Source organism: Paraburkholderia diazotrophica (assembly GCF_038900755.1).
Classification (GTDB): domain Bacteria; phylum Pseudomonadota; class Gammaproteobacteria; order Burkholderiales; family Burkholderiaceae; genus Paraburkholderia; species Paraburkholderia diazotrophica_A.
The window spans coordinates 752,372-778,297 of sequence record NZ_JBBPEN010000001.1 but is presented as its reverse complement, the minus strand read 5'-3'; the positions used below and the strand labels follow the sequence as shown (position 1 = coordinate 778,297).

At 65.4% G+C, this 25,926-nt stretch carries 18 protein-coding genes; 2 read left to right on the top strand and 16 right to left on the bottom strand.

Annotated elements, in window-relative coordinates; translation table 11 throughout:
• The 10 genes from AABE10_RS03605 to AABE10_RS03560 form a co-directional block, all read right to left on the bottom strand.
• Positions 1-2,232, bottom strand: coding sequence for a type IV pilus secretin PilQ (locus AABE10_RS03605; protein ID WP_342932253.1), 2,232 nt, complete (start codon positions 2,230-2,232; stop codon positions 1-3).
• Between the two features lie 98 nt (positions 2,233-2,330).
• Complete coding sequence (locus AABE10_RS03600; protein ID WP_342931893.1) at positions 2,331-2,933, bottom strand: hypothetical protein; 603 nt, start codon at positions 2,931-2,933, stop codon at positions 2,331-2,333.
• Entirely contained in the window at positions 2,930-3,496 is a 567-nt protein-coding gene (locus AABE10_RS03595) for a hypothetical protein (RefSeq protein WP_342932252.1), read from the bottom strand. The genes AABE10_RS03600 and AABE10_RS03595 overlap by 4 nt, the downstream gene beginning before the upstream one ends.
• 11 nt (positions 3,497-3,507) lie before the next feature.
• Positions 3,508-4,038 carry a hypothetical protein gene (locus AABE10_RS03590; protein ID WP_342931892.1) on the bottom strand — a complete coding sequence of 177 codons (531 nt, stop codon included), beginning with the start codon at positions 4,036-4,038 and terminating at the stop codon, positions 3,508-3,510.
• A complete protein-coding gene (locus tag AABE10_RS03585) occupies positions 4,035-4,988 on the bottom strand; it encodes a hypothetical protein (protein WP_342931891.1) in 954 nt (317 codons plus the stop codon). The genes AABE10_RS03590 and AABE10_RS03585 overlap by 4 nt, the downstream gene beginning before the upstream one ends.
• Entirely contained in the window at positions 4,969-6,705 is a 1,737-nt protein-coding gene (locus AABE10_RS03580; protein WP_342931890.1) for a GspE/PulE family protein, read from the bottom strand. Before AABE10_RS03580 ends, AABE10_RS03585 begins: the two co-directional genes overlap by 20 nt.
• 14 nt (positions 6,706-6,719) lie before the next feature.
• Complete coding sequence (locus AABE10_RS03575; RefSeq protein ID WP_342931889.1) at positions 6,720-7,922, bottom strand: type II secretion system F family protein; 1,203 nt, start codon at positions 7,920-7,922, stop codon at positions 6,720-6,722.
• A gap of 50 nt (positions 7,923-7,972) precedes the next feature.
• Positions 7,973-8,458: a type II secretion system major pseudopilin GspG gene (gene gspG, locus AABE10_RS03570; protein ID WP_342931888.1), complete on the bottom strand. Its 486-nt coding sequence runs from the start codon at positions 8,456-8,458 to the stop codon at positions 7,973-7,975.
• Between the two features lie 135 nt (positions 8,459-8,593).
• A complete protein-coding gene (locus AABE10_RS03565; protein WP_342931887.1) occupies positions 8,594-9,286 on the bottom strand; it encodes a response regulator transcription factor in 693 nt (230 codons plus the stop codon).
• 22 nt (positions 9,287-9,308) lie between these two features.
• Positions 9,309-9,899 carry an SCO family protein gene (locus AABE10_RS03560; protein ID WP_428983263.1) on the bottom strand — a complete coding sequence of 197 codons (591 nt, stop codon included), beginning with the start codon at positions 9,897-9,899 and terminating at the stop codon, positions 9,309-9,311.
• A 690-nt stretch (positions 9,900-10,589) separates the two neighbouring features.
• Here AABE10_RS03560 and AABE10_RS03555 point away from each other — a divergent pair.
• Positions 10,590-11,732, top strand: a complete 1,143-nt coding sequence (locus tag AABE10_RS03555) for an ATP-binding protein (protein WP_342931886.1) — start codon at positions 10,590-10,592, stop codon at positions 11,730-11,732.
• A 58-nt stretch (positions 11,733-11,790) separates the two neighbouring features.
• On the opposite strand, the gene AABE10_RS03550 is transcribed toward AABE10_RS03555, so the two are convergent.
• A complete protein-coding gene (locus tag AABE10_RS03550; protein ID WP_342931885.1) occupies positions 11,791-12,582 on the bottom strand; it encodes a response regulator transcription factor in 792 nt (263 codons plus the stop codon).
• Positions 12,583-13,138: 556 nt separating this feature from the next.
• On the opposite strand from AABE10_RS03550, the gene AABE10_RS03545 reads away from it, so the two are divergent.
• Entirely contained in the window at positions 13,139-13,780 is a 642-nt protein-coding gene (locus AABE10_RS03545) for a lytic transglycosylase domain-containing protein (protein ID WP_342931884.1), read from the top strand.
• Between the two features lie 34 nt (positions 13,781-13,814).
• On the opposite strand, the gene AABE10_RS03540 is transcribed toward AABE10_RS03545, so the two are convergent.
• Genes AABE10_RS03540 through AABE10_RS03520 form a run of 5 tightly spaced genes read right to left on the bottom strand, consistent with a single transcriptional unit; the run spans position 13,815 to position 25,918 of the window.
• Positions 13,815-15,485: a c-type cytochrome gene (locus AABE10_RS03540; protein WP_428983255.1), complete on the bottom strand. Its 1,671-nt coding sequence runs from the start codon at positions 15,483-15,485 to the stop codon at positions 13,815-13,817.
• A gap of 2 nt (positions 15,486-15,487) precedes the next feature.
• Complete coding sequence (locus tag AABE10_RS03535) at positions 15,488-16,309, bottom strand: hypothetical protein (protein WP_342931883.1); 822 nt, start codon at positions 16,307-16,309, stop codon at positions 15,488-15,490.
• A gap of 26 nt (positions 16,310-16,335) precedes the next feature.
• Entirely contained in the window at positions 16,336-17,145 is an 810-nt protein-coding gene (locus tag AABE10_RS03530) for an outer membrane lipoprotein-sorting protein (protein ID WP_342931882.1), read from the bottom strand.
• A gap of 38 nt (positions 17,146-17,183) precedes the next feature.
• Positions 17,184-17,738, bottom strand: a complete 555-nt coding sequence (locus tag AABE10_RS03525; protein WP_342931881.1) for a hypothetical protein — start codon at positions 17,736-17,738, stop codon at positions 17,184-17,186.
• The gene (locus AABE10_RS03520; protein ID WP_342931880.1) at positions 17,735-25,918 is read right to left on the bottom strand and encodes an Ig-like domain-containing protein; all 8,184 of its coding nucleotides are present in this window, start codon (positions 25,916-25,918) and stop codon (positions 17,735-17,737) included. The genes AABE10_RS03525 and AABE10_RS03520 overlap by 4 nt, the downstream gene beginning before the upstream one ends.
• Between the last annotated feature and the right edge of the window lie 8 nt (positions 25,919-25,926).

Here is a 25,926-nt window from a genome sequence, read left to right as displayed (position 1 = left end):
CTAGTACCCGCCGTTCTCGATCGAGCGCAGCGGGTTGTCGCTGGGGATGTCGCCAGGCGGCATCACGAGCATCGGCGGAGGCGCTGGCGCGGCGGGCGCAGGCGGGGGCGGAGGCGCGCCTTGCACTGCGGGTGCGGCGTAGGCACTCGATGGCGCGGCGTAAGCGTTCGACGGCGCGCCTGCATTAGCGTTGCCGTTCTCGCTGCCCGCCGGCGCCTCGCCCGCGCCCTGCTCGGCAGGTGGCGCGGCTCCGTTGGCAGGCGGCGCGACTCCACCCGCCGGCGCTGGCGGCGGGGGTGGCAAAGTCGAATAGCGCCCGCCGTAGGGCTGCGGTGGCGGCGTCGTACGCGGCTGCACGGGCGGCTGGCCAAACGCGCTCGCGGGCGGCGACGTCCCGGAACGATTCTGCGTGCTGCTGTGCGGCGTAGCGGCCGCGCCTCCCGTCGTGCCTCCGCCCACGCTGCCCGGCTTGCGGACCACGGGGCCCGGCGCAGGCGGCTCCAGTTCCGCGACGACGGGATCGAGCCGCAACTGGTCCGCGTGCACGTTGACGTCGGTGCCCGACCACACTTCCTGCGTATCCGCATCGGCGGCTGTCTGCGGACGCACGATATGCGGCGTGATCTGCAGCACGATCTCGGTTTTCACGCGATCGCCGTTGTGATTGGAAAACAGCCGTCCGAGCACGGGCAACTGGCCGAGGCCCGGCACCTTGTCGGCTGTCTCGCGGTCCTGATCGGAAATCAGGCCGCCGAGAATCTGCGTTTCGCCGTCGCGCAGGCGCAGGCTCGTCGACGCATTGCGCGTGCCGATCTGATACGCGAGCGTCGTCAGCCCCGCCTGCGAGCTGTCGCTCTGAATGACCTTCGTGATGTTGCTCACTTCCAGGTTCAGCTTGATGCCGACATCGCCGTCACGATAGACCTGCGGCTCGACTTCGAGCTTGATGCCGACGTCGAGGTACTGGACCATCTGCGTATAGGACGGCCCGCTCGTGCTCGGCGTGCTCGAACTCGAAATCACGGGCACCTTGTCGCCGATCAGGATGCGTGCCTTTTCCTTGTTGCGCGCGCGGATGCGCGGACTGGCGAGCAGGTTGGCGTCGGTATCGCTGAGCTTGAAGTTGGCCGTCGCCGACAGCCCGCTCACGTTCAGCGCGTTGATCGGCAAGTGATGCAGCTCGCCCCACGTGTTGGCCGTCGCGGGGGTCGCCATCGTGAACGAATTCGGCCACTCGATGCCGAGGTCCGTCATGCGGTCGTGCGAGACTTCGAGCACCTGCACTTCCATCATCACCTCGGGCTCCGGGATATCCTGCGCGGCGATCATCTCCTCGGCCACGCGGATCGTATCGGGCGTGCCGCGTATCGTGACGGTATTCGCGCGCTCGTCGACGACGACTTCCTTGAGCTTGAGCAGACTCTTGAGCAAGCCCTGAATCTGCTTGGCGTCGACGTTCGACAGCTGGAACGTGCGCACCTTCAGCTCCTGATACTCGAGCTCTTTCGCGGGCGTCGCCGGATAGATGAAGAGGGTATTCGCGTTCAGCTGTTTTTTGTCGAGCTGGCTTTGCATCAGGATCATGTCGACGGTGTCCTGCAGCGTCGCGTTCGTCACGAAGATCGTCGTCTTCAGGTCGGCGCGCACGTCGCGGTCGAAAATCACGTTGAGGCCCGTCGTTTTCGACAGCGCTTCGAACACCATGCGCACGTTGGCATCGCGGAACTGCAGCGTGACGGGCGTACGCATGATCGACGACGCAGCGATCTTCTCCTCCTTCAGCGCGCGCTGCTGATTGCGCTTGTCCTGAATCTCCTTGAGCATCTGCTGCGCCATCGGATTGGTCGGGTTCTGCGCGAGCACGCGATGCACGCGTTGTTCCGCGAGCGCGTACGAGCCGCGCTGCATCATGCGGTCCGCTTCCTGCAACGTGGTGAGATCGCGCCGGTCGCGGTCGACCGCCGCGCCGATCTTGCGGCCGCGCTCGCTCGCCGGATCGATCTGGTACGCCTGGCCGAGTTTCTGCGCGGCGAGGTCGTACTGATAGCTCGCCCGGTACGCTTCCGCGTCGTCGAGCAGCGCATTCACGCGCCCATCTCGATCGTGCAGATAGTCGATCTGCAGTTGCGCGTTGGTGGGATCGTTCTCGCGCGTTACGGGCTGCGTCACGCAGCCGCCCAGCGCGAGCACGGCCAGCGCGATGCACGCGGCCTGCCGCTTCATGCGAGGCATGCCTCGCGGATGGCGCGCAGGGGACGCTGGATCGGGCGGATAGCGCGTCGGTGAGCCGCTGTCCCCGTTGCGGCTCTCATCGCGGCTGCGTGCGGCTGTCATTGTTTTCCTTCCCCTGGTATGGCGATGACCTGCTTCTGATTCAGCGGCAGATAAGTCAGCACGACATCGCCGTCGGAAATCGACTCGACGCGATACTGTCCATCGACGATTTCACCCTGCGACACGATCAGCAACTGGTCGCCGCTGCTCAGGAACACGCGCGGCTTGAGCGTCGATCCATCCAGCTTGCCGAGGTACACGTAGGGCATGGGCGGTGCCGTCGGCGGCGGTGGAGGCTCGGGCGGCGCCTGTACCACGGGAGGCGGCGGCGGCAACCACGACGATGCAGCAAACGGGTTGTTGCGCGATTCGAGCGACATGGGCTTGCGCAATGCCGCGAGCTTTTCGCTCGGCGTATCCGCTGCATGCGATGCGGACGGCGTGGACGCGCCTGCTTTTGCTGTTTTTCCGGGCGCTTTCGTTCGGCGCTCTTTCGCCGCGTCTCGCGCCAACGAAGGCAGCGTCGCCGCATGCCGCGCGGGATTCACGGCCGCCATCGCCGCCGAACCCTGCGACGCCCGCCACTCCTTCACCGAAAGCGCAATCGTTGCGATCAGGCACAGACCGAGCACGCTGCGGCGAACGAGATTGGGGTTCATGGCCGAGCCGTCCCGTAGACGAGTTCGAACCGGACCCGCGCGTCGAGCACGCTGCCGTCGACGGCGGGCCGCTCGACGTGTATCTCGCGCAAGGCCGCGTTCGGCAAGTTGTTCAGCACCGATGCAAGAAAACGCCGGATCGCGCCGTACTGATCCTTGACGGGCAGCAGCATCTGATAGCGGACATACCGTCCGCCCGAGTCGGCGACGAGGAGATATTCGGCGGACCCGACAGTCAGCTTGTTTTCGCCGGCACGCGCGAGTATCGCGGCAATGTCGTCCGCGCTGTGGGCAAAGCGCGGAAAGAGATCGGGCAAGGTTTCGAGCATCGCTGCATCGGTGGATGCGCGCGCATCGAGTGCAACGTCCGCTTTCTTCGCGGCTCGCGCGGGGCTCGCTTCAGTCGACAGATCGCGCGTGCCCGCCTGCATGCGCATTGCGCCATTCGCCATGACGGCCGCCGCGCACAGCAACACGACGCCCGCGAGTCCCGGCACGCCGAACCGGCGCGCGAGTTCGAAGCGCAACGTAAGAAGGCGCTCGCGCACGGAATCGGCGTTCATGAGCGGCGCGTTCATGAACGACTCCACACGGCAGTGATCTGAAACCGGACAGGCGTGCCGGGAACGTTGGCTTCGATCTCGTGATCGTTGAGCACGGCCTCGCGCAGCAGCTTGCTCGATTGCAGGTAGCGAAGATACGCGATCATCGCGTCAAAGTTTTTCGCTTCCGCCGTGATGCGTATCTGGCTCTGCACGGGATTGTGGTCGATGCCGATCAACGCGACGTCGTGATCCGGATAGTCTTCGAGGATAGACAGCAGGTCCTGCCACGGCACGGTCAGCTCGCGCAACACGGCAAGGCTCTGCTTTTCGGCATGCATCGCGGCGGGCGTGGGCTGCGCCCTGACGGGATGCGTCTTCGCGAACAGCCGATGCCGCGCTTCGTCGAGCCGCTCCTGCACGCGATCGTTGTCGTCATAGACCCGCCACAGCAGCATGCCGCTCGCGAGCAGCAGCACGACGGCAACGCCCAGCACGGCGAGCCCCGCAGGCGCGAGGCGCGGCCGGTTGCGAGCGAAGTCGATGTGAAGCGGCTCGATCATTTCGCGTACGCCAGCAGACGGTGCGCGAAGCGTGGGCTCGTCTTGTCGCCTGCTTCATTGCTTGCGTCCGCCTCATTGCCTGTATCGGCGGCAGACGACGCAAGCGCGGTTACGCTCGCAAAGCCTGCTTGCAGCGACGCGTGATCGACATCGAAGCCATACAGGCCGAGCGCGCAGTCCTGGCGTTTCGTCTTCGATCCTTCCGCGCAATGCTCGAACGCCTGCTCCGCGAGTGCGGCGATTCGCGCGGGATCGTTTGCGTCGCCATCGAAGAGGCGCTGCGCGTCGTAGCCGACCCAGTGGCCCGCTTCGATCAGCACGGCCTGCATCAACGCATCGGCTGCGAAAACGAGCATCGCGCTCGCTTGAGGCATGCGGTTCAGCGTGCGATTGAGCACTTCCGGCAGACACAGTTTCAGCGCTTCGACATCGACGCCCGCCGCCGTACCCGTCTCGCGGATGCCATCGACCAGCGTGCGCGGCAACGCGCTCGCGAACAGCGCGCGGCCGCCGCGCTGCACGCACGCGCGCACGACGATCGCTTCGGCATCGACGCCATACGTGTCGACGAAATGCGCGCGCGCGATCTCGTCGATCTCGCGGGTGCGCAGCGTACGGAAGTCGCCGCGCAATATCGCGTGATTGCCCCAGAAGTCGTCGAGCACAATGTGCGCGCGACGGTTTCGCGAAGGCGCCTGCTTTGCGGGCGGCGCGCCGTCATCGGATATCGGCGCGAGCGCGACGCGCAATGCGTCGAATACGCCGCCCTCGGTGAAGCGCTGCGCATCGGGCATCAGCACGCTGCGCGGTGGACTCGCCGGCGCTGTCTTGCGAACATGCGTCCAGCGCAACGAACGTGACGCGCGCGAGCTCACGGCAATCTCGCGCGTGCCGATGCCGACGCCGACGTTAGCGCTGCCGCCGGCCCAATCATTCGACCATGGTGACACGGTTGATCTCCTCGAGCGTCGTCTCGCCTTTCTGCACGAGCTTCACGGCCGCGCCGCGCAAAGTCTGCATGCCCTGGCGGAATGCGGCTGCCTTGATCTGCGTGAGCGGCGCGCGCTCCGATAGCAACTGGCGAAGTTCATCGTCCATGCGCAGCGCCTCCGCGACGGCGCGGCGCCCGCGATAACCGCTGCCGCGGCACGCGGCGCATCCCGTGCCGCGCCGGAACAGATAGCCGCCCGCCGAATCGGGATCGATGCCCGAGCGCGCGAGCGTGTCGGCGTCGACGGTATCGTCGGTCACGCAATCGGGGCAGCACTGCCGCAACAGCCGCTGCGCAATCACGCCGTTGAGCGCCGACACGAAGCTGTACGGATCGACGTCCATGTTCGTGAAGCGGCCGATCACGTCGAACACGTTGTTCGCGTGCACGGTCGTGAAGACCTGGTGGCCCGTCAACGCCGCCTGCACCGCGATCTGTGCGGTCTCTGGATCGCGGATTTCACCAACCATGATCTTGTCGGGATCGTGCCGCAGAATCGAGCGAAGGCCGCGCGCAAACGTCAGCCCTTTCGCCTCGTTGACGGGAATCTGCAGGATGTCGCCCAACTGGTATTCGACGGGGTCTTCGATGGTCACGATTTTTTCGAGGCCGTCGTTGATCTCCGTGAGGATCGCGTAGAGCGTCGTGGTCTTGCCGCTGCCCGTCGGCCCTGTCACGAGCAGCATGCCGTAAGGCATCGCGGCGACGGCGCGCATGAAGCGCGTGTCGTCCTGCTGAAATCCCAGCGCTTCGAGCGTGAGCCCGCCCGAGGCCTGCGATAGCTGATAGCGGTCCAGAATGCGCAACACCGCGTCCTCGCCGAACTGGTTCGGCATGATCGACACGCGGAAGTCGATTTCGCGGCCCGCGTAGACGGCCTTGAAGCGCCCGTCCTGCGGCACGCGCCGCTCGGCGATATCGAGTTCGGAGATGACCTTCACGCGCGACAGCACCTGATCCGCGACGTCTCTCCCTTCGACGCGGCCCACCACCGTCAGCACGCCATCGACGCGGCATTTGATCATCAGCCCGTTGGCGCGGCATTCGAGGTGAATGTCGCTCGCCATCATCTTCAGCGCGTCGTAGATCGTCGAATTGAGCAGGCGCACGACGGCGCTGTCGTCGCTGCTGATGCCTTGCAGCGTCAGCGCGAGCGACGCGGAGTCGGCGGCATGCTGGCTCGTCTGGTCGAGCGCAAGGGAGTCCATCGCGCGCACGTCTTTCTCGCGCACCGCGAGCCACGCGGTGATATCGCCGACGCTCGCGAGCGCCCATCGATAAGTCACCGTGGGCCGCGCGCGCATGCGCTGCTCGATGCTGCCGCGCGTGCGCCGGTCGAGCGGATCGGCGATCACGAACAGCAGGCCCCGTGCCGGTTCGGAATCGCCTGCTTCGGGATCGCGAAAGCAGATGCACAGACGCGTCGTCGCCTCGACGAACGGCACGATGTCGAAGTCCGGCTGCATGCCGTTCAGCGTTTGCATCATGACCGGCTGCATGTGACATTGCGCGGCGAGCCGCGCGAGCACTTCATCCGGGCTCGCCGGTGTTTGCGACAGCAGATCTTCGAGCGCGCGCAGGCCGGAACCGTGCCGTTCGGCGAGCACGCGCAACGCGTCGCGCAGATCGACGCTGCCTGTGCCGTCGATTCCGTTTGCGATGCTCGCCGTATCCATGACGCCCTCGCCTGCTATTGAACGCTCGACGCGATTTCGAAGATCGGCATGTACATCAGCACGACGATGCCGCCGATCACGACGCCGATGAAGATCATCATCGCGGGCTCGATCAGCCGCGAGATCAGATCGATTGCGCGTGCAACCTGTGCTTCCTGAAACGCGGCGATCCGGTCGAGCACGGGACCAAGGCCGCCCGTCTTTTCCGCGACGGTCAAAAGCCGATACGTGATCGCGTCCGCGAGCGACGCCTGCTGGAACGCGTCGGAAATCTTCGCGCCGTTGCGCACCTGGTCGAGCGCGCGACCGAGCGCCGCCTGATCGGAACGGCCAACGAGCCCTCTTGCCAGATCGAAAGCACGCACGGCGGGAATCCCGCCGTCGACGAGCATCGCCGTCGTGCGAAAGAACTGCGACTGGCGAAACACGCGGAAGTACTGACCGATGCCAGGCAACGCGAGCATCCGATCGGCGATCCAGTCTCGCGTGGACGGACGGCGAAGAACGATGGCGCCCGCGATCGTCAGTACGGCGAATGCGATCGCAAGCGCCTTGTCGTGCGCGTGAACCATGCTGCCCCACGCGATTAGCAGCTGCGAAAGAAGCGGCAGCTCGCGGCCGCTGTGTTCGAGCAGCGTCGCGAAGCGCGGGACGACGAAGCCCAGCAGAAAGAGCACGACGACGGCGCCCACCACCAGCAGCACCGTCGGATAGATCGCCGCCGATACCACGCGCGAGCGCAACTCGTGCAGCATCGCGCTGTTGCGCGAATAGCGCGTGAGACTGTCCGCGAGACCGCCCGTCTGCTCGCTCGCCTTCACGCATGCGACGAGCACGGCGGGAAACACATCGCCGGCCTGTTCGAGCGCCGCCGACAACGACTGCCCTTCTTCGAGACGCCGCAGCAATCCGCGATAGACGCCCGCCGAGCTTTCACGCCGCTCGTTGCTCGCGAGCGTGCGCAACGCGTCGACGACACCCACGCCCGCCGACAGCAGCGCCGCGAGTTCGCGCGCGAAGAGTTCGACGTTGAACTTGCCGCGCACGAGCGCAGGCGCGCGCATGCGCAACTTCGCGCCGCTGCGTTCGCCGCGCACCGACACGACACGCAATCCTCGTGCGCGCGCGAGCGCCGCCGCAGCCGCCGTCGAATCGCTTTCGACGCGTACTGTCTGCACCGCCCCGCTCGTATCGAAGACCCGCAGCACGTACTTCACGTCGCTTCTCCTTGCATCGCCCCGCTCAGGCGCGCCTTTCTTCTTTGCCGCTACCAGGACATCACGTCCGAGTTCTCACCCGAGCCGCCCGGCTGGCCGTCCTTGCCATACGAATACAGGTCGTAGTCGCCGTGTTCGCCGGGCGCGCGGTACTGATAGGGACGGTCCCACGGGTCGGGCGGCACGGCCTTCTGCAGATAGGGTCCGCTCCAGTGCGGCGCGTCCTGCGGCTTCGCCATCAGCGCCTGCAAGCCTTCTTCCGTGGTCGGATAGGCGCCGACGTCGAGCCGGTATTGGTCGAGCGCCTTGCCGAGCGATTCGATCTGCGCGCGCGCGATCTTCGTGTTCGACTTGCCGACCTGCTCGAAATAACGCGGAGCGACGAGGCCCGCCAGAAGGCCGATGATGACCATGACCACGAGAAGTTCGAGCAGCGTGAAGCCATTCTCGCGCGCGATCTGCGCGGCCTGTGCGGCCTTTCGTGCATGCGCAGCGCCACGTTTGCCGCATGGGGACATGAACCGGATGTCGCTCACGTTGTTGTCCTCCCTATGACTGCCGCGCTTCACGCGGCCAGGACGCCTGAGTGCATTCTTGTTCACGTCCGCAGGCGCGCTAAGTAGGGAGACTCGTGCAAACGGATGGGTAAAGACCCTCCAGTTTTTCGCCGCTCAGATGAAGTAGTTCAACCCATTGCCCGCTTCTTCGGGCAGCGCGAGCACGCCGAGTTCGAACGCCACGCGCACGAGTCCCGTCGCATTCGATACGCCGAGCTTGCGCATCAGACTCGCGCGATGTTTCTCGATGGTCTTGGGACTCAGGCGCAACTGCTCGCCCACTTCGCGATTGGTGCAGCCCTCCGCGACGAGACGCAGCACGGTGCGCTCGCGACTGGTCAGCGCGCTCCAGGTCTGCGCGTGCTGCACGTTCGACGCGAGGCCGCGCGGCTCGCCGTGCCGCGCGCCATATTCGTCGAGGGTCGCGTTGGGCAGGCCGAGCATCACGACGCGCATCGCTTCGACGAGTTCGTCGAACGATGTGTCCTTGAGCACATAGCCGTCGACGCCCGCCGCCAGCGCTTCGCGCATGTGCATGTCGCTCGCGTGGATGGTCAGCGCGATGATCCGTATCTGCGGCGCCTGCCGCTTGATCTGCGCGATCGCTTCGACGCCGCTCCTGCCGGGCATCGACAGATCCATCAGGATCAGGTCGGGCAGCAGCGACAGGGCAAGACTGCACGCCTCGACGCCGTCCCTCGCCTCGCCGGCGACGCTGTATTGCGGCAGCGCGCGGACCATCGAGCACAGTCCGCCGCGCAGCAGCGGCTGGTCTTCGGCAATCAGCACACGGCGGATCTTCTCCACGTTGCACCTCCGCACGACGGGTTCACGATCCGTTGCTGCCGACGACCTCGTGATACGCGCTCAACAGCTCGTCGGGTGTCGCGAGGCCGTCGAGCCGCAGCCACGGCTTGCCCGGCGCGGCGCGGAAGAATGCAACGGCCGTGTGGTTCATCTTGTCGCCGCGATAGACGTTGAACGCGCGTTGCGCCGCGATGCTCGCTTCCACCGTGCCCGTGTAGTACTGCCATTGCGGGCCCGCGCCGAAGCGCTCCGCATAGGCTTTGAGCCGCGCAGGCGTGTCCTCCTCGGGATCGATGGAAATCGACACGATGTGAACCTTGTCGCGCTCGCTGCCCAGTTCGTCCTGCAATTGCTCGAGGGTCTGGCTGATCATCGGGCAGATCGTCGTGCACGACGTGTAGATGAAAGTCAGCACGACGGGGCGCCCATCGTTCAGTTCGTCGACGAGCGACACGGCCTTGCCGTCGTCGCGCACGAGCGTGACGGGCGGCAACGTGTAGTCAACCGTCGTGCGCGTCGTTCCCGGCGCCATCTCGTGATGATGCGCGTGCATCTCGTGTTCGCCCGACATCGAATGAAGCTTGTCGTTCGACGGGTCGTCGTGAGTGGGCATCGCGTCAGGGGGTGCCGTCGCATCGTGCGCGGCGGGCATCGGCATGTCGTCCATCGGCATGTCGGCGGGCATCGCGTGCGCGTGAGGGGCTGCGGCTTCTTGCGTCGCGTCCTGTGCGGCCATGCGCGCGGACGCGGCCTCCTTCATCACCCGCTCTTTTGCCGTCAAGCCTTCCATCGCGGCATTTTTCGACGCGCTGTCCTGCAGCGTGTTTTCGCGTCTGTTCGCCACGGCATTTGCGATGGCATCATCGGCCTTGTCCTCGTCCATGTTCATCGAGGCGTCGCGATGTTGCGCTTCCATCTGCGCATCGGCCGTGGGCGTCTGTTGCGCGTCGGCGCTCAACGCGGCCTGCGCGGTCAGTCCCGCGCCCGTCAGGACGAGCGCGCCGATTACGAGCTTGTGAGTGTTCATCGCAACCTCCTCTTCATGAAGCAACGGGCTGCGAACCAGGGCCCGGCGCGCAATTCGCCCTTGCTCGTTCAGTCTCGTCAATCGGGTTGGGAGCGTCATTGGATGAAGCTACCCAAAGCACGGTAGGAGACTTCCACCTGCGGGATGACCCGCCGCATGAGGTACGGTATTCCCCATACGTATCGCAGCATGTGACCCGTTGCGGCGCGTGCGGCTTGCAGCCTACAATCCGCGAGCGGCTTCAGAGTTTTTCGGGTCAACCAGCCGGGAGCGCCCATGGATGCCATTACGCCGCCTGAACCGCCCATGAGGCTGCGCGATCTGATCGATGCGATGCGCAAGCTGGGCAAAGCCATGCGCGACACGGAACCGCAAGCGGCTCACGTCAGCGATGCGCGCGGCGCGGCGCTCGCCGTGACGACATCGGACGGCGCGATCGTCAGCATGAATCGCAGCGCAACTGCGCTGCTCGGCTACACGGGCGCCGAACTCGCCGGCAAGCGCCTCGCCGACCTCGCGCACGAAGAGGACCGCGCGGACGTCGAACGACAGCTATACGCCGCCGAGGCAAGCGAGCCCTTTCGCTCATTCCGTTCGTTCGACGTGACGCTCGCAGGCCGAACCGGCCATCGAATGCCCTTGCATGTGTATGAGCAGACGTTTGCGTCGAACGATGCGGATGCGCCTCTGCGTCTTCTGCTGTTCGTCGAGCCGCTGCCCGCGTATGGCGAAACGACGGCGCACGAAGCGGCACACAAGGATGCATACAGCCGGTCTGTCTGGCTCACGCGGGGCCAGCAGCGCGAACGAGAACGCCTCGCCGCCGAGCTTCACGACGGCATGGGCCAGGCGCTGACGCTGATCAAGCTGATGGTCGAAGATGCGCGCATGCGTCTGCGACGCGGCCAGGCCGACGATGCCGCGCACCTGCTCGATGCAGCGGTACTGCAGATACGCGACACGATCGGCGAAATGCGGCAGATATGCGGGGAACTGCGGCCGCTCGCGCTGGAGCGCCTGGGTTTGCCGGCAGCGCTGAGCACGCTTTGCCGACGCGTCGAGCAAAGCGTCGAGACATTGCGCGTCGCGCTGTCGTGCGGTGTCGAGGATAGCGAAATCCCCGAGCATCTGAAGGCGGACATCTTTCGCATCGTCCAGGAAGCGCTCAACAACATCGTCAAGCATGCCACCGCTTCGGAGATTCGCATCGAGCTGCAGCGCGACGCCGCGCATCTGCATCTGTCGATACGCGACGACGGCGCAGGCTACGACACGCATCCGCTTCGCCCCGACGACGCCAGTTCGAATGGGCTCGGCCTGATCGGCATGCAGCATCGCGTGGAAGCGCAAGGCGGCGCGTTCGCGATGAGCACATGCGATGACGGCGGCACCGAAGTGTCCGCGCGCTGGCGTCTCTAGCGCTTCGTTCTCAGTGGCTGCCACACCCGTTGCTCGACGCGCAGCAGCGCGAACATCACTAGCCCGCCGCCGTGCCGCTCAGGCGCGGCATCGCGCCGTTTTGCGCATCGCCCGTTTCGTTCTCGGCCTGCGCGCCGGCAACGGGCAGGCGATACAGCTTGTCTTCCGTTTCCGGCTCCGCGCATTTCGATGCAAGCGACGTCAGCAGTCCCATGCTGATCGCCGCGAGCACCAGTTCCGTGACGTTCTCGATAGCGAGCTTGTGCATCACGCTCGCGCGATACTTCTCGATCGTCTTCGGACTCAGATTCAGATACTGGCCCACCTGCCGGTTGGTCCGGCCTTCCGCAATCAGCTTCAACACGCTGCGCTCGCGCGCCGTCAGCAGGTCCCACGCTTTCTTCGGCGAGGCGATCTCCCGTCCCGTCACGAGCGAGTCGACCATGAACCCATAGACGTCGGCGCTCAAATGCTTTTTGCCGTGCATCACGGTACGCATCGCGAAGAGCAATTCATCGAACGACACGTCCTTCAGCACATATCCGTCGACGCCCGCGCGCAACGCTTCGCGCACGTACTCCTCGCTCTGATGCACCGTCAACGCGATGATGCGCACGAGCGGCGAACGCCGTTTGATGGCGGCCGTCGCGTCGATGCCGTTCATGCCGCGCATCGACAGATCCATCAGAATCAGGTCGGGCGCAAGCGTCATGGCGAGCTGACACGCTTCCTTCCCGTCGCGCGCTTCGCCGATCACTTCGTATTCGCCCTGCGCCGATAGCATCGAACGCAGTCCATTGCGCAGCAGGTCGTGGTCCTCTGCGATGATCACCCGATGTTTGATATTCACGTTCGGCTCCTCGTTTCCGAAGTGTGCGGGCTATAAGCAGCGAGCACAAAATTCTTCTTCTTTCTATTGTTACTTTCTTTCGCATTACGCCTATATTTCGCTTACCTAACAACTCGCGCTCAAGCTCGGTCCTGCTGCGTGTTTAGCCCAGCAACAGCAAGCTTCTTGCCAACTTCGCGCAGCCTGTCCCAATGTCAGCCTGTTTAAGAAACGTCAAGTTTCGGTAAAAAATGCACTCGAAAACGTTTCATTTCTGATTCGTTCGTACCGGATTCACCGCTCCGTAATAATCGGCCCAAAGAGAGAATCGACGCGAAAGCGTGAGTCGATCGGCAGATTCCACCCAAGCCGGCTCAAGCCGCCCGATTTGCTTTCCGTGCTCGCGTCCACTCGTCGATACGCCGGCAAAGCACGCCGTCCGCCAAATCCGGCCCACCTGTAACGTTTCTGTACAGTGGGTGAAAGCCCTCCGCCTTCGCGTCGGAAAACGGGGGACTCGCCCCATTGCTGCCCGCTGGACCGCGCAACACAATCAGAGCACCAGCGGAGAACGATCATGCGCGGGCATGCAGCGACACGACCAGCTCATCCGGCGTCCGCGCCATCCGTCGCACTGGCGGTTGTGTTCTTCGCGCTCGCGCAGCATGCGCACGCCGACATCTTCGGCAAGGTCGACAAGACGGGCGCCGTCGTGCTGACGGATACGCCTGGCAAGGCAGGCATGTCGCTGATCGTCGCCGCGCCTGCACCGGCGAGCCGCGCGAAAGAGCGAGGCAACACGCCATCCGTTCGCGTCGACGGCGCGCAGTTCGAAACCGTGATCGCGGAGGCGAGCGAGACCTTCCACGTGCAGCCCGAACTGTTGCGCGCCGTGATAGACGTGGAGTCGCGCTACAACCCGCGCGCCGTTTCCGATAAAGGCGCGCTGGGCCTCATGCAGCTGATGCCCGATACCGCGCGCCGCTTTTCCGATGGCGACATGTTCAATCCGCGCGACAACGTGCTCGCGGGCGCACGTTATCTGCGCTTCCTGCTCGATCTGTTCAAGGACGACATGGAGCTGGCGCTCGCCGCGTACAACGCCGGGGAAAACGCGGTGATACGCGCCGGTTATCGGATTCCGTTGATTCCGGAAACACGCGCCTACGTGCCGCGCGTGCTCGAAAAATACCGGCGGATGCTGCCCGCCAGCAGTTGAGCGCAGACCTCAACGGCGGCCTGCAACGCGAACGCTATGGCACGATCCAGTCGCTATCCGCGACGACACGCAGCGGGCCGGCTTGCGCGAAGCGCACGATATACCCGCCCTTCGATGCGAAGCGCTGACCGGGCGCGAGCGTCAGGCGCGGATAGTAGCCCGTGAGAATGCGATGCTCGAGCATGTCGTCGATGCGTTCGACGAGATAGTCCCGCACGAACGCATCGACCATATGGCTCAACGTTTCCGCGAGAAGCCCGCACGCGAGATAGGTGTCGGCCTGCACGCGTTCATCGACGACGGGAATGTGCCGGATCGCGAACCAGCCGAACGCGTAGTCGACGCGCACACGCCGTCCTTGCGGCAGATCGACGGGATACGCGACACGCACGCTGTCTCGCCAGCGCGAAGGCAACGGCGCGCGGTCCAGGCCGCCCATCAGCCCGGACAGATACACGGCCGTCGAAGCGGGCGGCGCATTGCCGAGCGCGGCGATGTCGGGTGGTCTGAGCCATAGCACGAGCGCGTCCGCATGCGCCACGCCGTGCAGCGCCGTCGTGACGCGCGCATTGGCGGGCAGCGCGCGATTGTCGACGGCCATGCCTTGCTTCCTGAGATCCGCTGCGAGCGCCAGGGCTGCCGCCTCGCCGCTGTCGCCCGCCCGATAGACCTGGATCACCGTCCTGACGGGACGCCCGGATGCAGAACCTGTCGGCTCGCGTATTCGCCTCGCGATCAGTTCCGCTTCGAGCAGCACGCCGCGCGAGAAATACATCGAGTAGAAGTCATGCTCGCCTTCGACGGGCACTTCGACGTTCGGAAACAGGCACGGCACCTGTTCGCGCTCGCAGAAGTCGTGAACGGGCGCCCAGTTCCTGCCGCCCAGACCCGACAGCACGGCGAACACCGGCTGCCGCGCGAGATATTCGTGCAACTGCGCCTGCCATGTATCCGGCGCGCCATGCAGTTCCCACACGTGCAGTTCCCAGCGCCGGTTGACCATGAACATCATCTTGCGCGACGAGCGCAACGCGGGTGTCGCGCCCAGCGGCGCCGCGTTCTTGTCGGCGAAATAGTGCTCGAGGACATCGAGCATCCCGCGACGCTTCACAGGATCGGCGTCGGGCGTGACGATCGTCGCGAAGTGCAGCACGGTGTCCGTGACACCGGGCGCTCTGCGCCTGTCGAGTGTCTTCAGGTAATCGATCAGCGCATGCATGTCCGCGTCGTTGAGCGCGAATTGCGGCATCAGATAACCGAGCGGCTTGCCTTCGGAATCGATGCCCTCGCGGATCGCGCGCGCGAGCGTCGCTTCCGTATAGGGCTCGCGGCTGGTGCGCATGCCGTCGATGAACGGTATCGTCAGTTCGTCCGCGCTCTGCGCGGGCGGATGAAACAGATACTGCGCGGCGATGGGCGGGATCGTCGTGTTGCCCTCCTTCGAACCAAGTCCGCTGCGCCGATGGCAGTTCACGCAGGCCGCCGTCGCGCCCCGCATCGCAACTTGCCCTTGATGCGTCGCCTCGACGGGTTGGCCATCGCCTGCGATGCCGTCGCGAAAGATCGCCCCGCCAATGTCGACGGGCGGCGCGCTGCGAGCGTGATGCGCGCACATCAGCAGGCCGGCGGCGAGCGCGCCCGATAGCAGCAACCGCAGCAAGCGCAGCGGCAGCGCTTCCGCTCTCGCGATAAGACCGCGCGTCATGGCTAAGGCACGGGACGCAGCGCCGGCATGCCGCTCACGCCCACGGCCACCGATGCGCGCCGCCCCGGCAACGCGGGCTTGATGAACATCGCGTCTTCGAGCGGCGGATTCATCGAGACCCGCTCCAGCACGAGCCTGTCTTTTTTCGCCGCGCCCGTCACGCCGCTTTCGATCACGAACGGCACCTGCAAGCCGTCCACTGCGCGATAGTCGCGATACGTCACTTCGATCGTGACAGGCGCGCGCGACAGGCCCGGTGCTTCGCGATCGTATTTGATATCGAGAAACGATGCGGCATCGACCCACACATGCCGATGCGCGCCCGAAGGCAAGGTCACGACAAGCCGGTAAGCGTTCTTCCCTTCGACGGCATCCATGCCGTCAAGCGCGACCGCTATGCCCTTCGCCGTATGATCGAGCAACGGCCCGTCGATCACCTGTTCGTCGCGTGCATAGCGGATTTCGACCGGCGTATAAGGCTGCACATCCGGCGCGCCGCCCGATGACGGCCGTATCTTCCAGCCTTCCTTGCCGTCGAATATGCGCACGATGCGCTGGTTCATCGCCGTGATCTCGAAGCGCGTGCTGCTCGGCCGCCGCATCGCGAGCATGAACGGCGCGTTCGGATTCGGCGCATTGGCGCTTTCGACGTGTCCCATCCAGATCATCGTGCGAACCTTGCGCCAGGCTTCGTCGCCGCCACGCGCGGCCGCGTTCTTCGCGATGATCTCGTCGACCGTGAGCATCTGCTCGGCGGCGGGCATCTGCGCCCATGCGAGCGCGGACACACAGCCCGCCAGCAGCCATGACGTGAAGCGTTTCATGATCGTGCCCCCTCGAATGCGCGACGTCATCTGCCTGCGACCTTCGCGGGCGCGGACTGCGGCTGCGCGGGCAATTGCGGCTTCGCGAAGAGCGCATCGTCGGCGGGCTGGTTCACGGTGACACGCTCGATCGTCATCTGATGCTTCTGCTTTACGCCCGTCACCTGCGTCTCCAGCAGATGCGGCACCATCAGTCCGTTCTCGCGACGGTAGTCGCGATAGTAGACGGCAACGGCGTGCATCCGGCCGTCGAGCTTGCGCGGATCGCCATCGATCTTCAGCTCCAGATAGCTCGACGCGTCGATCCACACATGCCGTTGCGCGTGATCTTTCGTCGTCAGCAGCAGCTTGTAGGCGCGGTGTCCTTCGATCGTGTCCATGCCCTGCAACGTGACCTGGCTGCCCTTCGCCGCATAGTCGATCAACGGGCCGTCGAGGTCCGCCGTCTCCGTCGCCGATTTCGCTTCGGCAGCCGTATACGGCTCCGCGACATTGCGGCCGAGGAACGGCCGCACCTTCCAGCCCTGCATGCCGTCGTAGACCTGGAACGCGATCTGATTGTCGAAGTTCAGTTCGAAGCGGCTCTTGTGAGGCCGCTTCATCGTCATGACGAACGGCAGCTTGACCGGCTTCTTGCCGCCGACGTCGATCTGTCCGCTCATCGTCATCGTGCTGACGGCACGCCAAGCCTGCAATCCGCCGCGCGCGGCCACATTGCGCTCGACGACCTGCGCGGCGCTCATGCCGCCGCCACCCGCCGCCAGCGCGACGTGCGAGACCGCGCTCGCCGCTATCGCGCCCGTCGTGCAAACCGCCATCAGAATGCCCCGAGTCATGTCGATCTCCTCAATGTCGTGCCGCGCCCGCGCCGTGCCTATTCGACGACCAGCCCGTCGATATGAAACGAACCGATCAGCACGTGAACGCGGTCCCCCGCCTTCACCAGATTGCCCTTGTTCGAAAACACCATCCAGTATTCCTGGCCGATCTGAAGCGTGCCCGTCTGCCGCAACTGGCCGATGTTGTCCATCACGGGGACTTCGAGCAGCACATGATTGGCCTCGCCGTAGAGATAAGGCGTCGAGCCCTTGTCGCCGAGCAGCTTCGCGAGCGCCGGGTCCGTCACGCGATAGCTGAAGCGCAGCAGATTGCCCGACGCCGTGCGCCGCACGCTCATGTTGTCGATCCCGCGCACCGATTGATAGAACGCGCGCGCGTGACCCGGCAGCTTCATTGGCACGTAGTGCGACGCGTGCTGGCCGCCGCCACCGTGCATGGCCACCTGCTGCACCCGCTGCGCCGCCGCTTGCACCGGCTGAGCTGGTTGCGCCGGTTGCACTGGCTGAGTCTGCTGCGCCGCTGCCGGCATCCCCGGCAATGCGGCACAGCAGAGCCACGCGGCCGCGGCCGTTCTCGCCGCGCGTCTCATTGCACGACTCCCGTGGTCGCGTTCGCCTGCGGCCCGCCCGTTCCCGTCGCGCCGCCGCCCAGGACCTGGTTGAGCAGATCGAGCAGCGCGCCCGGCGCGAACGGCAGGTTGCCGCCTGCGAAGAGCCCCGTGCGTGGCAGCTCCACCGCGCCGATGTCGTAGCCGCCGCTCTGCGGACGCTGCGTGCCGAAGAAGTCGTGATTCGGCGCACCGGCGTTCGTGCCCGCATTGACGGCGGGCGACCCCGTCTTGATCGAGTAGTTGCCGAGCGGCACGCCATAGCCCGTGCTGCCTGAACCCAACGTCATGTTGAAGAGCGACAGCGGCCCGTATGACATGTTGATCCACTGGTTGCCTTCATCCGGCGTCGCCGACGGCAGCAGGCCGAACAGCGGATTGGGCAGCACGGTGTCGGCAATGCCGGGCGGCACCGCGAAGCCGTTGCCTCCGCCTTCGGGCGGCACGCGTGCGCCGTTGCAGTACATGCTCACGACGTTCGGGTCCGCTCCGCTGTTGTGCGCGCCCGAATAGTCGCCTGCGTCCGTGATGATCGAGTACTGCGGCGCGAGCTTCACGCCCGACGAGTGATCCGCCGGCTTCGTATCGCCATAGGCTCCGATATCCCAGTACACGGCATTCGGATCGCAGTAGCCCGTCTGATGTCCCGCCTGGTTCAGCGTCGGGTTCAGCGTGACGATGTTCTGCAAGCCCGGGATGTTCGGATTCAGCCCGCCCACGGTGATGTAGAACGTGCGGTTCTTCCAGAACACATCGTTGTTCAGCACGGGAATCGAGAAGTGGCTGCAGTCCTGCACGCCCGGACAGCCCGCATTGCCCGCCGAGAACGCCGTCAGGAAGTTCTGCGTGTGCTTCGCGGTCTCGAGGCCGGACGGCTGCATCGTCGACGTGGTGATCGGGCTGCACGTCGTTTCCGAGCCGACCGTCGTGCAGTTCGGCGGCGGGATGTTCGCCTGCGCGGCCAGCGAAGTGTTGAACAGCACGCCGGCGGAAGCCGTCGAGTCGTTCGACATCACCGTGTTGTTGATGAAGTTCACCCGCACGGCGTCCTGCAACGACACGCCGCCGCCCGACCAGCCCGCCACGTTGTTGGCGATGATGTTGTTGATCACGCTCACTTCGTACCAGCGGTTGCGGTTGCGCGGGCTGCGCTGCACGTCCGTGCCGTTGATGCTCTGCAGCCGCAGGCCGCCGCCCTTGCCGCTTTCGGCCGTGTTGCCGACGATCAGGTTGCCGTCGATCACGAGCCCCGGCCCGACGCCGTCCGAAAGCTGCGGCGCGCAGTCGATATCGACCGGGTTGTTCTCGCAGAACGTGCCGTCGGGCGGCACGCCCTGGGCGATCACGCCGCCGCCGTAAGTCGGCAGTGTCGGGTTGTTGCTCTGGTTGAACAGGATCCAGTTGTGCGACAGGTCGCCGTTGTAGCTGAAGCCGAAGTGCGCGACACCGCCGCCATCGCCGCTGCTCATGTTGCCGCAGACCCAGTTGTAGTTGAAGTGATAGTTGTCCGCGCCCGAGCAGAACGTGACGCCCGCAGCCGACGAAGGCGTCGTCGAGTTGATCTCGTCGCCGTACGACGCATTCGACGTCACCGAGTTATGGTGGACGTTGACATGCGTGTTGTACGCGAACGGCTCCTGCGTGAAGCCATCGCTGGCGATCGTGCCGTCGGGCACTTCGACCTGGCCGACCGTGATCCCGCCCGTCAGCGTGCCCGCATTGCTGAAGACGCGGTTGTTCGACACCTCCGTATAGTGGTTCCAGCCGTGCAGGAAGATGCCGCCGCCGCCCTGCGAGCTGTTGGTGAACGTGATGCCGTCCACGCGCGACGGATTGCACAGGAAGTTGCTCGAATACGTGTTGCAATCCGCGTTGCTGGCCGTGAGCGGCACGCAGACGCCGTTCGCCGTGCAGTTCGGATCGGCCTGCAACCGGCCGCCCACGCGCACGTCGCGCACGCCCTTCGCGAGCACCGTGATGCCCGCGCCTTCATACGCGCCCATCAGCGTCGGCTCCATCAGCAGCTCGCCGAGATTGCCGTTGAGCGTGTTGTCCCAGCCGACCGTCGGCTCCAGCGGAATCGCGTCCACCTGGCGTTGCATCGCGGCGGAGCACGAATACGTTCCCGACGGATCGTACGGATTGCTCGACGAGATCGTGCCGCCGTTGAGCGCCACGCCGAACAGGCAGTCGACCTGTCTGCGCCACGGATCGAGCTTGCCCGACGGATGCGTGTTCGCGTTCACGACCACGCTGGGCGCGCCGACGCCTTGCAGGCGCACCGGCTTCCACATCAGCAGCATCTCGTTGTAGTTGCCTGGACCGACGATGATGAGATCGCCGGGCGTCGCCTTGTCGATGGCCGTCTGGATCGCGTTGCTCGTGCCGTTCTCGCCGCCGACATAGGCCGGCGCCTTGCCGCCGATCGTGACCGTGACGGCATCGATCGACTTCTTGCCGTTGCCCGACGTGATGACCAGTTCGCCGCAGCGCGTCTGCGTGTTGATGCCGCGCTGCTGGATCGTGCAGCTCGACTGGTTCGCGGACAGCGTCGGTACCCTGACGACGATCTGCGTATCCGACCACGACGTCACAGGCGCATTCACGCCGCCGATCGTTACCGACCCAGTGCCCTGCTGCGTGCCGAAGCCATAGTGCCGCGTGACGAACTTCTGGTTGTACGGCGCCGTGGTGGCGGCGGGACCGCCATACGCGTGGTTCAGCACCTGCTGGTCGCCGAGCGCCTTGATCGTCAGCGTATGGTTGGCCGCGCTCACCCACGGACCGGCACCGCCGTTGCTCGTGTCACCCGTCACCGACGAGATCGCGGGCGTCGCATCGGGGTACGCGCAATCGGGCGGGTTGTAGCCGTCCGCGAACGCGGACACGGGCACGACGGGCGTATCCATGTATTGCGTCTGGCCTGGCATGAACGGTATCTCGTAGCAGAACTGGCTGTATGCGGGGTTGAACAGCGGATCGCGGATCGTCTGCCCCGGATGCGCGGGGTCCGGCATGTCGGGATCGTTCATGCAGGCGACCATCATCGTCGGCGCGTAGCCCGTCGGGTTCGGCGGGTTCACTTCCCACGTCGAGTAGTTCATCCCGTTGAAGATGCCCCACTGATCCGAGTACACGCGGCTCACTTCGTTGCCCGCGAAGTCCTTCAGCGAGACGGGCACGTTGGGCACCGCGAACTTCTCGCCGAATTGCGGCGAGTAGGGATCGAACTCCGACGAGAAGTCGTCGAGCATGAAGCCCGTGTAGTGCGCGGCCACGTGCGTCGAACTGAACACCCAGAACTTCGCGAGCACCGACATCTGGTCTGTCAGCACGACTTCCTTGCGGTCGCACAGGTGCCGCGATGCGCCCGCGAACGGCGCGACTTCCTGCGAGCCGGGGAACAGGCTGATGAAATCCGGCACGACGCGCAGCGCGCCGACGCACGGCCAGAACGTCTCGACGCTGCCCGTGTCGCCTTCATGACGCGGCGACGAGCCGAGATCGGTAGTCGGGTTCTGCGCGTTGTTGCGGTTGTACGCCGAGTTCACGGCCGCCTGGTCGGGCAGGATGAAGATGTTGCCCAGCCCGCCGAACTGCTGCGTGACGGGCGCGATATAGTTGTCGCCGATCAGGATGTTCTTGTCTTCTTCCTTCACGAGCTCGTAGCCCGGCGGGACGATGATCTCGACCACATACTTGCCGGGAGGCAGCATGTACGAGCCGTCGGCCTGCTTGCTGCAGATCGTGCAGTTCGAGCCCGTCGGCGTGCCTTTCGACACGTCGCGTCCCGTCACGCTCGGGAACTGGTACATCCCGTCATACGGCGCGGGCTGCAACTGGTTGAACGCGTGCATGCCGTCATAGCACTTGAACTGCGAGTTATAAGGCAGCGGGCGCTTCTGCGGATCGAGCCATTGCGGGCTGTTTTTGAGCGTGAAGAAGAACGGATCGGTGGTTTCCTGGCCCGGGCAGTTCATGTTCGGCTTGCCGTCCGAACGGAAGCCCTGAGCCCAGTCGTCCCAGCTGCTCGTCTTCGTCGTATCGACCAGCGTCAGGCTTTGCGTGCCGTCCGGCGCCGTGCCCTCCGCGTACAGATTGACGGTCACGTTCGGCACGTTGGGCGTCCAGCTCGTGTGCAGCAGCAGAGCGGGATCGTCGAACGGACGCGTCGATGCATAGATCACTTCGCCATGAATGCCGCCGTTCTCGTTCGCGCCGAACGGCGCCTTGCCGAACTCGATAAACGAATTCTGGCCCGAGAAGCCCTGCCAGCCCATCGTCGTGACCCACGGCGGATCGATGCGGCCCGTCGACGGGTTCGTGCCCGAGCGGTCGTTGCAGTCCGCGTCGTTGCAGTAGATCGCGCCCGGCACGCGCAGGTCAGACGGCAGATGCGACGTCGACGATTCCTGCGTGTTCGCGAAGTTCGCCGCGATCGACGAGCTGCCGCCGCCAGGCGTGCCGTCGGGCGGTCCGCCCGAGTCGTAGACGACATGCACGCCCGTCTGCTTGTAGCGCGTCGTGTCGGCCTCGGCGATGTACCAGTTGAAGAGCGGGAACACTTCGTTGAACGACGCGTAGCCGTTCAGATCCGTGTTGTTGAAGTTCGAATAGCTGCCGTCGCGGAAGCGGATGTTGGTCGGCACGAGCGCGAGGCCGGGCTCGCTATCCTGCGAAACGCCGTCGCCGTTCGTATCGATGAAGGTACGCGTATAGAGGTTCGTATGCCATTGCAGCACGGGCAGGTCGCCGACGTTCTGCACCTGTCCGCCCTTCAGTTGCACGGCCGTCGCGAGGCCATCGACGATCTGGTCGTTCCACTGGTCGAACACCGTGATGCGGAACAGACCGTCCGGCAGGCCATTGATGCTGAACGTGCCGTCCGCGTTGCACTTCGTGAACGCGACGTCTTCGAGATCGGGATCGCCGACGCTCACGTAGCACTGCGTGAAGCCCAGCGAATCGCGCGAGCCGCTGCTGTAGAGGTTTTCGTTGGGCGGACGGCTGTAGTGCAGATTCGTGATCTTGCCCTTGATGCCGTTGTTGCACGCCACGCCGTTGCAGATACCCGGCAGCCGCGCGTTGATGATCTTCGGATTGGCAAAGCCGATCGTCACGTGGAAGCCCGCCGGACCGAACTCCTGGAAGTACGCGGGACCGCCCACCTTGATGAACGCGTCGTGCGCCTTCTGGCCGTCGAGCGTATTGGTCTGCAGCCACTCCTCGCCCTTCGCGATGCGATCGGCAGCCGGCGTCGCGACGACGCCATAGCGTCCCGGCATCAGGTTCGCGATGACCGCCTGGCCCACGAGCGGCGACATCGTCTTGCCATCCGATTCGAACTTCGGGCAGGTCGGGATCATGCCGACGAGGCCGTCGCTCGCAGCCTTCGTGATCGGACAGGCGTCGAGGCCCGTGCTCGGATCGATCGTGCCTTGCAGCGAATTCGACAGCGGCATGTTGAACATGTCGTAGGTCATCTGGCCCGTCGAATCGCCCGTGCCGCCCGCGTCGTCGAAGAGCTTGATTTCGAAGCCGCCGAGGCCCGGCTCGCGCGCGGTGCCGAATGCATCGGTGCCGCCGCTCACGTCGACTTCGCCATTCACGGGCGCATCGTCTTCGAATACGAACACCGAGATCTTCGCGGTCTGCAACGGCGTCTGCTGCAACAGCACGTTGACGGCATGCTGCGCGGGCGCGATCTGCGCGCCGCCCATCGCGTGTCCGCAGGTGCCCGTGCCGGGCGCGAAGTCTGCGCCGCCCGGACCCGACGGGCAATCCTTCGCGATATCGAACTGCCGCTGCGGGCCGTCGGGATTCTTCGGGTTCACGGGCTGCGGCGCGCCCGCGCCGGCCGTGAAGGTGTTGCCGGCGTCGCCGGGCAGGATCGACAGGTAGTAGTGCTTCGTCGGATCGAGCGCGACCTGCGACGGATCGACAGGCGTCTGCTGGGCGGCATCCGTGCGGCACACGCCGTTGCCGACGTCGCATACGGCTGGCACGTGCTGGTTCGTCTGCGGATCGAGCACGGTCTGTCCCGACTCGCACGACACCGTTCCCACGCATCCCGCCGCGACCACGGGCATATAGCTCGTGTGGAAGCTCATGCCGAGGCTCGGAACAGGCAGCGGCGGGCACGACGCGGGCCGCGTCGTCGACGAGTTCACCTGGCACGCGGGATCGATCTGGAACGTGCGGTCTTCCTCGATGATCCAGCGGTAGTCGTTGATCGGCGTGCCCATCTTCGCGTCCTTGACCGCGACGACGAGACCGCTGCCGCCCTTGAAGGTCACGGTGACGGTCGCCGCGGCGCTCGGCGTGTTCTGCGAATTGACGGCCTTGTACTGGAACGTGACCGTCGACGTCGCATTGCCGACGGGCGCGACCGCCGGCGCGACGTTGAACGAGCCGTCCTTGTTCAGCGTCACGGTGCCGCCCGACGCGCTGCCGGCAATCGTCGCCGTGAGCGGCAGACCTGCCGGGTCGCGGTCGTTGCCCAGCACGCCCGGCGCGCCGACATGCAGCTGCGACGCGATATTGCTGCTGAACGCGTCATCCGATGCAACAGGCGGCCCCGACTGGCAGCTCTGGCTCCCCGAGCACGCGTTGAGCGTCACGGTGGCCGTCAATGCAGGATTGCCGTTGGCCTGATAGACGAAGCTGTCCGAAGTCGTGTTCGTGTTCGGCACGTAGGTAAACGTGCCGTTGGGGTTCAGCGTCAGCGTGCCGCCCGTCGGCTGCGTCTTGATCTGCACGCCGTAGACGCCCACGTCGTTTGCGATCAGGCCTTTCCCAGGATCGGAGACGGTCAGCGTATTGCCCGCGACGAGGTAGTACGAGTCCGGGTTCGCCTTCGCGTTCGCATTGCCCGCCGCCGATGTCGGCACCGCGCCGCCGTTCACGCTGATATAGCCCTGCATGCCGCCGTCGCGCTGGTTGTTGGTCGACAGGCTCAACTGCCGGTCGAATACGGGCAGCGCCAGCGCGCCCGTCGCGGGCGAGTTCATCATGATGTCGTAGGTCTTGCCGGCGGGTATGAACACCGCGCTCTGCACGCGCGCGTTGCCCGGCAGCACGTTGCCGTCTTCCGCGATCAGCGAGAAGCCGGACACGGGCGGCGTGCCCGTTTGCGCGCCGACGACGGACGGCACGTGCATGCGCAGGCCGGCGTTCACGAAGCGCAGCAGGATCTGGCCTGTCGTCGTGCTAGTCGACGCGGGTGCCGTGACCGGAAACGCGGAGCCATTCGCATTCGACCGGTCGAACGCGACGCCGTTGATCAGGTAGTAGCGCGGATCGTAGTTCACGGCAGGCGGATAGCACGTGCCGTAAGTCGACGACGCGGGATCGCCGCAGCCGCCCGACAGCCCGGACCACACGCGCGTCTCGCTGAAGCCCGGCGTGGCGACGGCCGTCGCCACGGCCTGGTTCTGCACGGGGTCGATCTCGCTCAGCACGAGCGGCAGGTCCGCATCGTATTTGATGTTCGGATAGGCCGTTCCCTGTGACGAGCCCGCCGTGGGCGGCGTCGTGACGACGAGCACGCCATAGAGACCCATCGGCCCCTGGATCGACGGGTGCGTGCCCGATTCGATCAGATAGGTGCCGGGGCGCAGGTTGTTCCAGGTCAGCGCCGTCGCACTGCCTACGGCCGTAGGCGACTGCTTCACTTCAGTCGCGAAGGACTGCACGCGCGGCGCTTGCGCGGGCGGCGTGAAGCTCGCTCCGCTGGCCGTGCCGGCAATGGGCCAGGTCGTGGCCGTCTGCGTCGGGTGAACGGGGCTCGGCGTCGACGTGGCCGTGGTGCCGAGACCGCCGCCCAGCTGGCCGACGATCACAAGCGAAGTCGGCACCTTGCCCGGCAGAGCGTTCACGAGGTTGATCGTGAGCGAGCCGGGCGGCGTCGTGATCACGACGGGCGACCAGTTCGCGCCCGCGCCCGGATTCGTCGCCGCGCAGGTTGCAGGCGCAACGGCCGGCATCGAGCAGCCGTAGCCCCACATCGGCACGACCTGTCCATCGGGAAGCGCAATCGTCTGGGACTTTGCCGTGAGGGTCACGCTTTGCGCGCAGACCATCGCGCTCGCCGTCATCAGCGCTGCCGCCGCGGCACACTTCACGAGGCCGGCAAGCGTTCTGTTGAAATCGCTGGATCTCATCGCGATTC

Excerpts from the sequence above, each read along its gene's own strand:
- AABE10_RS03605 (WP_342932253.1), bottom strand. The coding sequence starts at position 2,232 with ATGCCTCGCATGAAGCGGCAGGCCGCGTGCATCGCGCTGGCCGTGCTC.
- AABE10_RS03600 (WP_342931893.1), bottom strand. The coding sequence starts at position 2,933 with ATGAACCCCAATCTCGTTCGCCGCAGCGTGCTCGGTCTGTGCCTGATC.
- AABE10_RS03595 (WP_342932252.1), bottom strand. The coding sequence starts at position 3,496 with ATGAACGCCGATTCCGTGCGCGAGCGCCTTCTTACGTTGCGCTTCGAA.
- AABE10_RS03590 (WP_342931892.1), bottom strand. The coding sequence starts at position 4,038 with ATGATCGAGCCGCTTCACATCGACTTCGCTCGCAACCGGCCGCGCCTC.
- AABE10_RS03580 (WP_342931890.1), bottom strand. The coding sequence starts at position 6,705 with ATGGATACGGCGAGCATCGCAAACGGAATCGACGGCACAGGCAGCGTC.
- AABE10_RS03560 (WP_428983263.1), bottom strand. The coding sequence starts at position 9,899 with ATGCCCACTCACGACGACCCGTCGAACGACAAGCTTCATTCGATGTCG.
- AABE10_RS03555 (WP_342931886.1), top strand. The coding sequence starts at position 10,590 with ATGGATGCCATTACGCCGCCTGAACCGCCCATGAGGCTGCGCGATCTG.
- AABE10_RS03545 (WP_342931884.1), top strand. The coding sequence starts at position 13,139 with ATGCGCGGGCATGCAGCGACACGACCAGCTCATCCGGCGTCCGCGCCA.
- AABE10_RS03540 (WP_428983255.1), bottom strand. The coding sequence starts at position 15,485 with ATGACGCGCGGTCTTATCGCGAGAGCGGAAGCGCTGCCGCTGCGCTTG.
- AABE10_RS03535 (WP_342931883.1), bottom strand. The coding sequence starts at position 16,309 with ATGAAACGCTTCACGTCATGGCTGCTGGCGGGCTGTGTGTCCGCGCTC.
- AABE10_RS03530 (WP_342931882.1), bottom strand. The coding sequence starts at position 17,145 with ATGACTCGGGGCATTCTGATGGCGGTTTGCACGACGGGCGCGATAGCG.
- AABE10_RS03525 (WP_342931881.1), bottom strand. The coding sequence starts at position 17,738 with ATGAGACGCGCGGCGAGAACGGCCGCGGCCGCGTGGCTCTGCTGTGCC.
- AABE10_RS03520 (WP_342931880.1), bottom strand. The coding sequence starts at position 25,918 with ATGAGATCCAGCGATTTCAACAGAACGCTTGCCGGCCTCGTGAAGTGT.